At 64.5% G+C, this 13,848-nt stretch carries 7 protein-coding genes; 6 read left to right on the top strand and 1 reads right to left on the bottom strand.

The genetic code is table 11. From position 1 onward, the window contains the following. Positions 1-2: 2 nt before the first annotated feature. Positions 3-1,931, bottom strand: coding sequence for an autotransporter assembly complex family protein (locus tag A9K66_RS25175; RefSeq protein WP_067328927.1), 1,929 nt, complete (start codon positions 1,929-1,931; stop codon positions 3-5). A gap of 278 nt (positions 1,932-2,209) precedes the next feature. On the opposite strand from A9K66_RS25175, the gene A9K66_RS25170 reads away from it, so the two are divergent. The 6 genes from A9K66_RS25170 (at position 2,210) to cysW (ending at position 13,809) form a co-directional block, all read left to right on the top strand. Continuing rightward, on the top strand, positions 2,210-7,690 hold the full coding sequence (locus tag A9K66_RS25170) for an alpha-2-macroglobulin family protein (RefSeq protein ID WP_067328926.1): 5,481 nt from the start codon (positions 2,210-2,212) through the stop codon (positions 7,688-7,690). A gap of 163 nt (positions 7,691-7,853) precedes the next feature. Beyond that, positions 7,854-9,944 carry a penicillin-binding protein 1C gene (gene pbpC, locus A9K66_RS25165; protein ID WP_082954072.1) on the top strand — a complete coding sequence of 697 codons (2,091 nt, stop codon included), beginning with the start codon at positions 7,854-7,856 and terminating at the stop codon, positions 9,942-9,944. Between the two features lie 165 nt (positions 9,945-10,109). Then, positions 10,110-10,742: a M15 family metallopeptidase gene (locus A9K66_RS25160; protein ID WP_348626467.1), complete on the top strand. Its 633-nt coding sequence runs from the start codon at positions 10,110-10,112 to the stop codon at positions 10,740-10,742. Between the two features lie 200 nt (positions 10,743-10,942). Next, positions 10,943-11,971, top strand: coding sequence for a sulfate ABC transporter substrate-binding protein (locus A9K66_RS25155; RefSeq protein ID WP_067328921.1), 1,029 nt, complete (start codon positions 10,943-10,945; stop codon positions 11,969-11,971). A 109-nt stretch (positions 11,972-12,080) separates the two neighbouring features. Continuing rightward, positions 12,081-12,932: a sulfate ABC transporter permease subunit CysT gene (gene cysT, locus A9K66_RS25150; protein WP_066990552.1), complete on the top strand. Its 852-nt coding sequence runs from the start codon at positions 12,081-12,083 to the stop codon at positions 12,930-12,932. Then, positions 12,925-13,809 (top strand): sulfate ABC transporter permease subunit CysW, encoded by an 885-nt coding sequence (gene cysW, locus A9K66_RS25145; protein ID WP_067328919.1) that lies wholly within the window; start codon positions 12,925-12,927, stop codon positions 13,807-13,809. The genes cysT and cysW overlap by 8 nt, the downstream gene beginning before the upstream one ends. The last annotated feature ends 39 nt before the right edge of the window (positions 13,810-13,848 follow it).

The following is a 13,848-nucleotide window of genomic DNA, read 5'->3' as shown; positions in this document are numbered from 1 at the left end:
CATCAGAACGCCTGACCGATGCCGGCATAGAGGCCGAAATGCGGATCGCCCGGATCGCGGTTGAGCGGCACGGCGGCGTCGATGCGCAGCGGCCCGAATGGCGTAAGATAGCGCAGACCGACGCCGGCGCCGACCTTGACGTCGGAGAAATCGGGGAAGGATTTGGTCGAGACCGTGCCGGCATCGACGAACGGAACGATGCCGATCGTGTCGGTGACGGCCATGCGCATCTCGACCGAGGTCTCGAACAGGGACAGGCCGCCGATCGGCTGGCCGTCGATGTCCTTCGGGCCGATACCTTGATAGGCATAGCCGCGCACCGAGCCGCCGCCGCCGGAATAGAAGCGCCTGTCGGCCGGAACATTCTGCAGCCCGGTGCCAACGATCGAGCCGAGCGTGGCGCGTTCGGCGAGGACGAATCTGCTCGCCGTATCGAGCGACTGGTAAGCCGAGCCTTCGCCCTTCAACTTGAGGAATGTCGCGCCGTTCAGAATGTCGTAGCTCGGCTCGGCATAGGCGAGCGCCCGGAAACCCCTGGTCGGGTTGAGCTTGTTGTCGCGGCTGTCATAGACATATTGCAGCGGAATGCTGGCGATCAGATAGGTGTGCTTGCCGAAGGCGTCGGTGATCCTCGAGTAGTCGAGGTCGAATTCAGCCGAGACCCGCTGCCTCTTGTCGAGGTCGTAGGAGACTCCAACGTCGCCCTTGACCGAGAAATGGTCATAGGCGTCGGGGTGCTCCAACACGGTCTTGACGCCGGTGAAGAACTTGGATGTCGGCCCGAGCACCCCCGGCTTCTCGAACATGATGCCGGCATTGTAGTTGAGCGCGGAAATGCTGTTGCTGCCGATGCCGCTGATGGAGCCGTCGATGCGCAGCTTCTCTGCCTGGCCGAACAGGTTGCGGTGGCCCCAATAGCCTTCGAGCCCCAGTCCTTCCGTGTTCGAAAACGTGCCGCCGACGCCGAAAAAGCGCGGCTTGCGCTCGCTCACCTGGACGTCGATCGGAATGTTGCCTTGGGCGTCGAGGCTCTCGCCCTCCTTGATGGTCACGCTGTTGAAGACTTCGAGCCCGAGCAGCCGATCGCGGGCATCGTCAATCTCTTGCGGCGAATATTGCTGGCCCCGCTTTAGGTCGGTCATGTATTCGGTGAAGTCGCGATCGACCTTTTCGGTGCCCTCGACGGTGGTGTCGCCATAGCCGGCGACCGGGCCGGCCGCGACCGTCAGTGTCACGTCGAGCGTCGAGGTGTCATGGTCTGCGACGATCTCGCGATCCGTCACCTTGGCTAGCGGCCTGCCCTCCTCCTTGAGCGCTCGCACGATCGCCGCTTCGGCCTTGAGCACGGCACCCGAACTGGCGTCGCCGCCCGCGATCAGGCCGAAATCGGCGCTCGCCAGGCCGGCCGCGTCGCCTTTCAGTCTGATGTCGCCGAGGGTGAATTTCGGCCCGGCGGCGATGCTGACGACCACCGGAATGGGCTGCGGCCCCTTGAATTCGGCGTCCGGCGGCAGTTCGTCGATGGACTTGCCCTCTATGGTGATGGTGACCACGCCCTCGTAGCGGGCGTCGGCATAAAGGGCGGCAACCAGTTGCTCGCGGTCGCTGCGCGCCTTGGCCATCAAGCCGAGCGACCCCGATACCGGGTGCTCCTCGTCATTTTTGAGCACCGAGGCATCTTCCAGCTTCTTGACCAGATCCTTGTCGGCATCGGGAGCGTCAATGGTCACCGAATAGCGCAGCGGATCGACGATGTCGGCATCCTCGTCCTTGGACGAGCCCCAAAGCTTGATGCCGAAAATCTCGAAAGCAGCCGCCGGCCGGGCTTCGCCGGCGAGCATGGCCGCGCAGACGAGCGCCAAAAGCAGGGCGCGCGGAAGCACGCGCCCTGGCGCGATCCCTCCTGACATCTGCGTTTCATACGCCGGCATTACGCTAACCTAGACGACAAAACTAAAATTGGAATGAAGTTCTGAAACGCTCGTAAAGGGGCCACAATCCAATTGTCTGAAATAGACCGGGCTTGGAATTCACACCTTTTGCGCCTTCGCAAGAAAGCGTGAACCCTTGTCCCATGGAGGTTCTGTCGAAATACCGGCCTGTGGCCGGCATGGAAACCGTTGGCGGGTTGAAAACCTGCCGCGTTCGGCGTTGACAAGCCTGTTTGATGCTTGATCATGGCCGGACGCTGCAATGTCGGGAGGGTGATATGGCAATGCGCGCGGCTCGTGGTCTCTCTTTCCTCGTTCTTCTGTTCTTTGCCTTGAGCGGGGCCGCGCAAGCGGCCGAAGCCCGGCGAATCGTGACGACCGACAACTCCGACTATTTCGGTTTCGACCTCAGGTCCGACCAGAATGTCAGCCTCGACCAATGCAAGACCACATGCCTCGGCGATCCCGCCTGCCGCGCCTTCACCTACAACACGAAGGCCAAATGGTGCTTTCTCAAATCCGACTACAATCAGCTGAAACCCTTCAGCGGCGCCGTCGCCGGCAAAGTCGCAAACGTCGATGGCGACCCCGATATCGGCGCGCCGCCTCCACTTGCCTTCTTCCCCAACTGGATGGCCGATCAGGCCCAGCAGTTTCGCAACAAGCTGACCGATCCGGCGTATGACAAGCCGACCGAAGGGCTGGCCGCACTTCAGGCTGCGGCCGAGCAGGCAGCGCTGACCGGCGACCATCGCCTGGCCATGCAGAAATACCAGGCGGCGCTGTCCGTCCTGCTCGACGACGGCGCGCTCTGGCTGGCGCTGGCGCGCGAGACGCTCGGCGTGCAGCCGGCTTCCAACACTTCCGAACCCTCGACCCTGCCGGCAAACGTCACCTCGGCCGCTTTCAACGCCTATAAGCTGGTGCGCACGGCAAAAACCCGCGCCGAGGCGCTGGCGCTGCTTGCCGCCGGCCTCGACAAGCGCGACCTTTTCCGGCCGGCCATTCAGGCCTATGAGGCGAGCCTTGCGCTGGTGAACTCGCCAGCCGTGCAGGCCGACTACGCCGACCTCAAAGCACGCAAGGGTTTCCGCGTGATCGACCATTCCGTCGATGCCGATTCCTCTTCGCCGCGCATCTGCGCCCAGTTCTCCGAGGACTTGGTGAAGACCGGCGTCGACTATTCGCAGTTCGTCACCGTCGACAATGCCGCTCCCAAGGCTGTCGAAGCCAAGGACAAGCAGATCTGCGTCGAAGGGCTTGAACATGGCCAGCACTATGACGTGACCTTCCGCGCCGGTCTGCCGGCCGCGATCGGCGAGTCGATTGCCGCTCCGGTCGTGCTGTCGATCTATGTCCAGGACCGCGCCCCGTCGGCCCGCTTCACTGGCGACAGCTTCGTGCTGCCGGCCGGCGCCCGCCGCGGCATTCCGGTCGTCACCGTCAACATGAGCGCCGCCAAGATGAAGCTCTACCGCATCGGCGACCGATCGCTGGCGCAGCTTCTGTCCGGCTACCAGTTCCTGCATCAGCTCGACGGCTATGACATTTCCACCATTTCCGACCAGATGGGCGAGCCGGTCTGGGAAGGCACGCTCGACATCGCCAACGACCTCAACAAGGAGGTCACCACCTCCTTTCCGGTCGACGAGGCGATCCCGCAGCGCAAGCCCGGCGTCTATGTGCTGACCGCCCAGCCGGTCGACGACAAAAGCGACGATTATGGTTCGCGCGCCACCCAGTGGTTCGTCGTTTCCGACATCGGTCTGTCCACCTATACCGGCCAGGACGGTCTCAACGTCTTTGCCCGCTCGCTGGGCTCTGCCAAGCCGATTGCCGGCGCCGAACTGACGCTGCTTGCCAAGAACAATGAAATCCTCGGCACGGCGACGTCCGACGCCGAGGGCCATGCCGTTTTCAACCCGGGCCTGACGCGCGGCGAAGGCGGCATGGTGCCGGCGGTGCTGATGGCCAAGCAGGGCGACAACGACTTCGTCTTCCTCGACATGGGCCGCGCCGGTTTCGATCTGTCGGACCGCGGCGTTGCCGGGCGTGCCGCGCCCGGCGCGCTCGACGTCTATGCCTGGACCGAGCGCGGCATCTACCGCGCCGGCGAAGACGTCCATGTCGCCGCCCTTGCGCGCGACGGCGCCGCCAAGGCGGTCGAGAACCTGCCGCTGACCTTCATCTTCACCCGACCCGATGGCGTCGAGAACCGCCGTATCGTCAGCGACGGCGCTTCCGCCGGCGCCCATGCCGTCGATCTGTCGCTCGAGCCTAACGCCATGCGCGGCACCTGGTCGGTGTCGATCTACACCGATCCCAAGCAGGCACCGGTCGCCAGCCATATGTTCCTGGTCGAAGACTTCGTGCCGGATCGCATCGAGTTCGACTTGACGGCCGACAAGAAGGAAATCGCGCAGGGCGAGACAGCCAATGTCAGCGTCGACGGCCGCTTCCTCTATGGCACGCCGGCCGCCGGCCTCGCGCTTGAAGGCGAGATGACGCTGTCGACCACGGACAGCTGGGATCGGTTCAAGGACTTCACCTTCGGTCTCGCCGACGAGCAGTCGGCCGAACCTTCGGTGACGCCTTTGGCCAACCTTCCCCTCGTCGGCGACGACGGCAAGGCGACCTTCCCGGTCTCGATCGACCAACTGCCCTCCACGACCAAGCTGATCAACGCCAAGGTCACAGTCCGCATGCGCGAAGCCGGCGGCCGTGCCGTCGAGCGCTCGCTCGACATCGCCGTCCATCCGGAAAAGGAGATGATCGGCATCCGCCCGGATTTCGAAGGCGGCGAGGTGCCGCAAGGCGGAACGGCGAAATTCAGCATCATCGCCGTCGATCCGAACGGCAAACGCGAGGAGCTGAAGGGCGCGCAGTGGTCGCTGGTCAAGGTCGAGCGCAATTACCAGTGGTACCGTTCGAACAATTCCTGGAACTATGAAGCGGTGAACCTCACCAAGGCCGTCGCCAACGGCCAGATCGACCTGAAAGCCGACGGCGAGGCGACCGTGTCGCTTCCTGTCGACTGGGGCCGCTACCGGCTCGAGGTCGAGACGGCCGACCCCGATGGCCCGGCGACCAGCTATGAGTTCGACGCCGGCTGGTACGTCGCCTCGACCACCACCGAAACACCGGACGGCCTGGAGATCGCTCTCGACAAGGACACTTACGCCGCTGGCGAGGTGGCCAAGCTCAAGGTGTCGCCGCATTTTGCCGGCGAACTCCTGGTCACCATCGGCGCCGAGAAGCTGTTGAAGACCGTCACCGCTTCGGTGCCGACCGGCGGCAGCACCGTCGACATCCCGGTCGGCAACGACTGGGGAGCCGGCGCCTATGTCACGGCGACTTTGTTCCGGCCCGGCGATGCGCAGGAATCGCGCATGCCGGCCCGCGCAATCGGCGTCAAATGGCTGACCGTCGATCCGGGTTCGAAAAAGCTCACTGTTGCGCTTACGCCGCCTGGAAAGACGGCCCCGCGCCAGCAGCTGTCGATCCCGGTCGCCGTCAGCGGCGCGCAAGCCGGCAGCAAGGCCTATGTGATGGTCGCCGCCGTCGATGTCGGCATCCTCAATCTCACCAACTACAAGGCGCCCGATCCGGAGGACTGGTTCTTCGGCCAGCGCATGCTGGGTCTGGAAATCCGCGACCTTTATGGCCGCCTGATCGACGGTTCGCTCGGCACCACCGGCAAATTGCGGACCGGCGGCGACGGCGCCAACATGCGGTCGCAGGGCAGCCCGCCGACCGAGAAGCTGGTCGCCTTCTTCTCCGGCCCGGTCGAGCTCGATGCCAACGGCAAGGCGCGGATCGATTTCGACATCCCGCAGTTCAACGGCACCGCGCGCGTCATGGCCGTCGCCTGGACCAAAGAGGCCGTCGGCCATGCTCAAACCGACGTCATCGTGCGCGATCCGGTGGTGATCACCGCCGGCCTGCCGCGCTTCCTGGCGCCTGGCGATGCCGCGACCATGCGTCTCGATATCGCCGACACCGACGGCCCTGCCGGCGACTACAAGCTGTCGGTCACCACGACCGGCGATCTCTCGACCGGCGACAAGCCCCTGCCCGAGAAGCTGACGCTTAGCCAGGGCAAGCGGCAAGCGCTCTCATTTCCGCTGATCGCGCAGACGGCGGGCGACGCTTCGATCACCGTCAAGCTCGCGCATAACGGCGGAACGGAGGTCGAGCAGACGCTCTACCTGCCGGTGCGCCCGGCGCAGCTCCCGGTCACCAACCGCATGGTGGTCGACCTGAAGCCCAATGGCGGAGCCTTGCGCGTCGACAAGGAGCTGCTCGCCGCAAGCGTGCTCGACGGTGCTTCGGTCAGCATCGGCGTCTCGCAGGCAGCCGCCTTCGACGTCCCTTCGCTTTTGATGACGCTCGATCGCTACCCCTATGGCTGCGCCGAACAGACAACCAGCCGCGCCTTGCCGCTGCTCTATGTCAACGACATGGCCAAAAGCACCGGCATGGAGAGCGATCCGGACCTGCATGGGCGCATCCAAGATGCCGTCTACAAGGTGCTGAGCTACCAGGCATCAAGCGGCAGCTTCGGCCTCTGGGGCCCGGGGTCCGGCGATCTCTGGCTCGATGCTTATGTCACGGAGTTCCTGACCCGGGCACGCGAGCAGAAATACGACGTGCCGGCTCAGGCGATGAACCAGGCGCTGAACAACCTGCAGAACTCGCTTGGTTATGACCAAGACGTCCAGGATCGCGGCAGCGAGATCGCCTACGCGCTCTATGTGCTCGCCCGCAACAAGAAGGCCTCGATCGGCGATCTGCGCTACTATTCGGACACGCAGCTCGAGTCCTTCTCCAGCCCGATGGCTGTCGCCCAACTGGCCGCGAGCCTGGCGCTCTATGGCGACACCCAGCGTTCGGAGGCGACTTTCCAGACGGCCTTGCGGCTGGCGCAGGCAAGCACCGAATACGACTATTATCGCTCCGATTATGGCTCGCCCCTGCGTGACGGCGCGGCGATGCTTGCGCTGGCCGCGGAATCGAAGCCGGTGCCGAGCATCGTGCCGCAGCTGATCAGGCTGGTGGCGCGTGAACGCGCCGACGCCCGCTGGACGAGCACGCAGGACGAATCCTGGATGCTCCTTGCGGCAAGGGCGCTGAAGGAAGGCAACAATTCGATCACGCTTTCCGTCAACGGCGCGCCGCATACCGGCGGCTATTCCGATCGGGTTGCCGGCAACGACCTTGTCGACAGCCCGCTCGCCATCGCCAACACCGGCACGACGGCGCTGCAGGCGGTGGTCACCGCGGTGGCCGCACCCGTCGAGCCGCTGCCGGCCGGCGGCGACGGCTTCACCATCGATCGTACCTACTACAGGCTCGACGGCACCGAGGCCAACATCACCGAGGCCAGGCAGAACGAACGCTATGTGGTCGTGCTCAAGGTCTATGAGCAGAACAAATGGCCCTCGCGCCTGCTGATCACCGATCTGTTGCCGGCCGGCTTCGAGATAGACAATCCGAGCCTGGTGTCCAGCGCTCAGTTGTCGAACTTCTCCTGGCTGGCGCAGACCGACGCCGCGCATCTGGAGTTCCGCGACGACCGCTTCGTCGCCGCCTTCAATCCCAACGAAGGCGACGGCGACCGCAACATCACGCTGGCCTATGTCGTGCGCGCCGTGAGGCCCGGCACCTATGCCCATCCGGCGGCGACGGTGGAGGACATGTACCGGCCGCAATATTCGGCCCGCACCGCCTCCGGCATGGTGGAGGTCAAGGCGGAGTAAGTATTCCGACGCTGGCGATCACAAACATGGCGATAGCGCTGCCCCTCATCCGCCTTCCGGCACCTTCTTCCCGTGAAAGACGGGGAGAAGGGACAAGCTCCAGCGCTGACGCCCCCCTCTCCCCGTCTTTCACGGGAAGAGGGTCAGGGTGAGGGGCAGCACCATGCTTTCCAAAAGATTTTTGCGCCGCGCTGCCATAACGGCAGCTTCCTCCGCCGCCTGTCTTGCCCTTTCCGTCGCCGCTCTCTGGCAGCTCGACCGCGCCTTCCCGCCGCCGCTCCCGGCGCCGCTGACGGTCTCCACCGAAGTGCAGGACCGCGACGGCGAACTCTTGCGCGCCTTCGCGACGCCGGACGGCTACTGGCGGCTTGGGACCCGGCTCGACCAGGTCGACAAGCAGTTCGTCGACATGCTGGTCGCTTATGAAGACAAGCGCTTCTGGGACCACCGCGGCGTCGACATGCTGGCGCTTTGTCGCGCCGCCGGGCAGTTCGCCACCAGCGGCCACATCGTTTCCGGCGGCTCGACGCTCTCGATGCAGCTTGCCCGTCTGATCGAGCCGCGCGACAGCCGCAGCCTCGCCTCCAAGGCCAGGCAAATCCTGCGCGCCATCCAGATCGAGCGGCGTTTGTCCAAGCGCGAAATCCTCGAGCGCTACCTGACGCTGGCGCCCTATGGCGGCAACCTGGAAGGTGTGCGCGCCGCCTCGCTCGCCTATTTCGGCAAGGAGCCGAAGCGGCTGACCGTATCGGAAGCAGCACTTTTGGTCGCGCTGCCGCAGTTGCCGGAAAAGCGCCGGCCAGACCGCAATCTCGACATCGCGCATGCCGCGCGCGACCGCGTGCTCACCCGCATGGTCTCGGCCGGTCTGCTCAACGAACGAGAGGCAGCGCGCGCCGCGCTCGACGACGTCTCCGGCCTGCGCCGCAAGCTGCCGGCATTGGCCGCGCATGCGTCCTACGCCATGCTGCCCAAGGCTCAACCCGGCAAGCCGCTGCAACTCACCATCCGCCGCAGTGTTCAGCAAGGGCTGGAGCAGGTGGCGAAAGAGGCCGCCAGGAAGCTCGGCCCAAAGCTTTCCGTCGCCATGGTGCTGGCCGATGCGCGCACCGGCGACATTCTTGGCGAAGTCGGTTCAGCCGATTTCTTCGACGCCAGCCGATCCGGCTGGATCGACATGACCAAAGTAGTGCGCTCGCCCGGCTCGACGCTGAAGCCGTTCATCTATGGGCTTGCCTTCGAGCAAGGCCTAGTGGCGCAGGAGACGATCATCGAGGACAGCCCCGCCGACTTTGGCGGCTACCGGCCGAAGAATTTCGACATGGGCTACCAGGGCGACGTCAGCATCAGGCAGGCGCTGCAGCTGTCGCTCAACGTGCCGGCGATCCGGGTGCTGGACGCAGTTGGTCCCGCGCGGCTCACGGCGCGCTTCCGCCAGGCCGGCGTCAACCTGGTCCTGCCGCTCAACGAGGCGCCCGGGCTGGCGATCGGCCTCGGCGGCGCCGGGGTGACTTTGCGCGACCTGGTGCAGCTGTATACCGGCCTCGCCAATGGCGGCAAGATGCACGCGCTGCATGACGGCACCGAGCCCGCCGATGCCGAGCGCATCACCGCCACTATCCTCGACGACCAGGCCGCCTGGCAGATCGACGACATCCTGTCCGGCGTGAAGCCGCCCGAAGGTGCGGCCCAGCGCGGCATCGCCTACAAGACCGGCACATCTTACGGCTATCGCGATGCCTGGTCGGTTGGCTTCGACGGCCGCTATGTGCTTGGCGTCTGGGTCGGCCGTGCCGACGCCGGCCCGGTACCTGGCCTCTCCGGCTATGTTTCGGCCGCGCCCATTCTCTTCGAAGGCTTTGTCCGCTCGGGTTTGGCCAGCGTGCCGCTGCCCGGCCGGCCGCCGGGTCTCTTCAATCCCAAACGCGAAGAATTGCCGGTGACGCTCGCCCGCTTCGGCGCCGGCTCCGACGGGCTGGTGCAGGCAACGCCGACTGAACCGGCGCCCACCATCGTCTTCCCGCCGGACGGGGCTCGCGTCGACCTCGGCACCAATTCGGCGGACGCTTCGCCGCTTGTGCTGAAGCTGCAGGGCGGCCGCGCGCCCTTCCGCTGGCTTGCCAACGGCAAGCCGCTCGCCGGCATCGACCGCCGCCGCACCGCGACCTGGCAGCCCGACGGCACCGGCTATTCGACGCTCACCGTTATCGACGCCGCCGGGCGCGCGGCCAGCGTGAAGGTTTTCGTTGAATAGAAGCGGGCAAGCGATTCGGCGCGTTGCGCCTTTCAAGGATCGAAAGGCACTTCTCTCGAGGCTTATTGCGAAGCACACCCGTCCTTCAGCGGGAGCAGCTATAATCCTCCCGGCACTGGCTCTCCTGGCTGCCTTCTCCGCCCACGCCGACCCCCTGCCCGCCGGATTCGTCCGGCTCGCCGATGTCGATCCGACCATTCGCAGGACATCCGCTATGCCGGGCTGGGAAACTTCCTGCAACGCGAGGTCGACGGCTACGAAGCGCCGGTCTGCATCCTGACCGCGCCGGCGGCGAAGGCGCTGTCCGGCGTCCAGAAAGCAATGACGGCCGAGGGCCTCACGCTGATCGTCTTCGACTGTTACCGCCCCGCACGCGCCGTCGCCGACATGGTCAGATGGACAAGGCAAGGCGGCCCGCCCGATCCGCAATGGTATCCGACGGTCGAGCGCGGCGACCTCATCGCCGAGGGCTATGTCGGCGAACTGTCCAGCCGCTCGCGGGGCTCGACCGTTGACCTCGCCGTCGCTGAGCTTGACAAGACAAGCCCGGCTCATTCCGCTTGCGGCGCGACTGACGCCCGCACGCTCGACTTCGGCACCGGATTCGACTGTTTCGATTCGGCGAGCGAGACGGCCCACCGCCCGCTGCCCCTCCAAGCGACGGCAAACCGCACGATGTTGCTTTCGGCCTTGCGCGCCGCCGGCTTCCGCAACTATGCGCGCGAATGGTGGCATTTCACCCTCGCCGACGAGCCGTTCCCAAAGCAGCGCTTCGATTTTCCGGTGACCGCCGACTAGGGCACAGGACTTGCCCGGATCGCGGCCGGTTCTAATTAGGCCCGCTGACGAGGAACCACGCTGCTGGCAAGTGAGGAAGATATTTCCTCGACTGGCCGCCCCTCGGCGAAAAATTGCTGCAAGGAGATGAAAAAGGCAACATTGAGTGCATCTAATTTCTATAAATTCGCTAGAGTTCGGGCCGTTCAACGGAGGCGGAAATGACCAACCCTCATTTCGGGAAACTGCTCGGCGCGCTGGTCGCCACATCTGTCCAGTTCGGCTCGCTCGGTTTCGCATTTGCCGATACGACCATTCTGAATGTGTCCTACGACCCGACACGTGAGCTCTACAAAGCCTATGACGAGGCCTTCACCGCGCACTGGAAGGCGGAGACCGGAGAAACCGTTACCATCCAACAGTCGCATGGCGGATCCGGCGCCCAAGCGCGAGCCGTCATCGACGGTCTCGACGCCGATGTCGTGACGCTGGCACTCGAAGGCGACATCAACGCCATTGCCGCGAAGACGAAAAAGATCAATCCGGACTGGCGCACGAAGTTCGAGAACAACTCGGCCCCCTACACCTCGACCATCATCTTCCTGGTGCGCAAGGGCAATCCCAAGGACATCCATGACTGGAACGATCTGGTGAAGGACGGCGTCCAGGTAATCACGCCGAACCCGAAGACCTCGGGCGGCGCGCGCTGGAACTACCTCGCCGCCTGGGCCTATGCCAATGCCAATGACGGCAATGACGAAGCCAAGACCAAGGAGTTCGTCGGCAAGCTCTATGCGAATGTCCCCGTCCTCGATACCGGTGCCCGCGGCTCGACGGTGACCTTTGCGCAGAAGGGGCTGGGCGACGTGCTGATCGCCTGGGAGAACGAAGCCTATCTCGCGCTCGATGAATTCGGCGCCGACAATTTCGACATCGTCTACCCGCCGACCTCGATCCTGGCCGAGCCGCCGGTCGCCGTCGTCGACGGCAATGTCGACGCCAAGGGCACCCGCAAGGTCGCCGAGGCTTATCTGAGCTGGCTCTATTCGAAGGAAGCCCAGACCATCATCGCCAAGAACCACTATCGTCCGGCCAAGCCCGACCTGGTGCCTGCCGAGGATCTCGCCAAGCTACCGGCAATCAAGCTCGTCACCATCGACGATCCGCAATTCGGCGGTTGGAAGAAGGCGCAGCCTTATCATTTCGGCGACGGTGGTATATTCGACCAGATTTACAAGCCCGCCCAATGAAGCATGGCAGCCATAGGCCGGATGAAACCTGCTTGGGTCTATTGTACGAGTGCCCGAGCCGAGGCGAAGGGCACTCTGGTCTGAGTAAGAAGGGACGATCCAGAACAGCATGAACACAGCACCCGCCAAGGCGGGGTGGCGGTTCAGACAGCCGAGTGTCATTCCGGGCTTCGGATTGACGCTCGGCTTCTCGCTTGCCTACCTCACGCTCATCATCCTCATTCCGCTTTCGGGGCTGGTCTGGCGTTCGGCCGCGCTCGGCTGGACCGACTTCTGGGCGATCGCCGTCGACCGGCGCACTCTCAATGCGCTGAAGATCAGCTTCGGCACCGCCTTCCTGGCCGCCGCGGTCAACGTCGTCTTCGGCACCATCGTCGCCTGGGTGCTGGTCCGCTACCGCTTCCCCGGCCGACGCATCGCCGATGCGATGGTCGACCTGCCCTTCGCCTTGCCCACCGCAGTCGCCGGTATCGCGCTCACCACACTCTATGCGCCGAATGGCTGGATCGGCCAGCTTCTGATGCCGCTCGGCATAAAGGTCGCCTACACCCCGCTCGGCATCGTCATCGCCTTGGTGTTCATCGGCCTACCCTTCGTGGTGCGCACCGTCCAGCCAATCATGGAGGAGCTCGACAGGGAGGTCGAGGAAGCTGCCGCCACGCTTGGCGCCAACCGCTTCCAGACCATCACTCGTGTGCTCTTCCCGGGACTGGCGCCGGCCATCGTCACCGGCTTCTCGCTCGCCTTCGCGCGCGGTGTCGGCGAATACGGCTCGGTCATCTTCATCGCCGGCAACCTGCCCTTCAAGTCGGAGATCGCGCCGCTCCTCATCGTCATCCGGCTCGAGGAATACAATTACGAGGCGGCGACCGCGATCGCCGCGATCATGCTGGCGCTGTCCTTCGTGATGCTTTTGGTCGTCAACCTCGTCCAGACATGGAGCCGCAAGCGCTATGGCTGATCCCGAGATCAAATCCTACGAACCGCATCACGAAAGCCAGTCGGCCGCGGTGACCGAAAGCAGGCCGGTGCGCTGGGTGGCGATGGGAATAGCCTTCGCCTTCCTCGCCGTCTTCCTGCTTCTGCCGCTGATCGTTGTCTTCCACGAGGCGCTTAGCAAAGGCATCGGCGCCTACACGGAGGCGCTTGCCAGCCCCGACACGCGCTCGGCGATCCGCCTGACGCTGCTGGTGGCGGCGATCTCGGTGCCGCTCAACCTCATTTTCGGCATCTCGGCTGCCTGGGCGATCGCCAAGTTCGAGTTCAAGGGCAAGGCCTTTCTGACCACCCTCATCGACCTGCCGTTCTCGGTGTCGCCCGTCATTTCCGGCCTGGTTTATGTGCTCCTCTTCGGGGCGCAAGGCCTGCTCGGCGCGTGGCTGAAGGCGCATGGCATCGTCATCCTGTTCGCCGTGCCGGGCATTGTGCTCGCAACCATCTTCGTCACTTTCCCCTTTGTCGCCCGCGAGCTGATCCCGCTGATGCAGGAACAGGGCAATGGCGACGAGGAGGCGGCCCTGTCACTCGGCGCCAATGGCTGGCAGGCCTTCTGGTATGTGACGCTGCCCAACGTCAAATGGGGCCTGCTCTACGGCGTGCTACTCTGCAACGCGCGCGCCATGGGCGAGTTCGGCGCCGTGTCGGTGGTCTCAGGTCACATTCGCGGCCTCACAAACACCATGCCGCTGCATGTGGAAATTCTCTACAATGAGTATAACGCCGTCGGGGCCTTCGCGGTCGCCTCGCTGCTTGCCGGCCTGGCTTTGGTGACGCTGGTCTTGAAAACACTTCTGGAGATGCGCTACGGCGCCGAGATTGCCGCGACACGCGGACATTAGATGCATGCCGCCCGAAACCGCGTAGCATGCATCAACTGA

The organism is Mesorhizobium sp. AA23, from assembly GCF_001672435.1.
GTDB lineage: Bacteria > Pseudomonadota > Alphaproteobacteria > Rhizobiales > Rhizobiaceae > Mesorhizobium.
Note: the sequence above shows the minus strand (reverse complement) of the source record. Positions and strands in the feature narration are given on the sequence as shown.

What these genes read in the sequence shown, in the direction of transcription:
- A9K66_RS25155 (WP_067328921.1), top strand. Translation starts at nt 10,943, where the DNA reads ATGACCAACCCTCATTTCGGGAAACTGCTCGGCGCGCTGGTCGCCACA.
- cysT (WP_066990552.1), top strand. Translation starts at nt 12,081, where the DNA reads ATGAACACAGCACCCGCCAAGGCGGGGTGGCGGTTCAGACAGCCGAGT.
- A9K66_RS25175 (WP_067328927.1), bottom strand. Translation starts at nt 1,931, where the DNA reads ATGCCGGCGTATGAAACGCAGATGTCAGGAGGGATCGCGCCAGGGCGC.
- A9K66_RS25170 (WP_067328926.1), top strand. Translation starts at nt 2,210, where the DNA reads ATGGCAATGCGCGCGGCTCGTGGTCTCTCTTTCCTCGTTCTTCTGTTC.
- cysW (WP_067328919.1), top strand. Translation starts at nt 12,925, where the DNA reads ATGGCTGATCCCGAGATCAAATCCTACGAACCGCATCACGAAAGCCAG.
- pbpC (WP_082954072.1), top strand. Translation starts at nt 7,854, where the DNA reads ATGCTTTCCAAAAGATTTTTGCGCCGCGCTGCCATAACGGCAGCTTCC.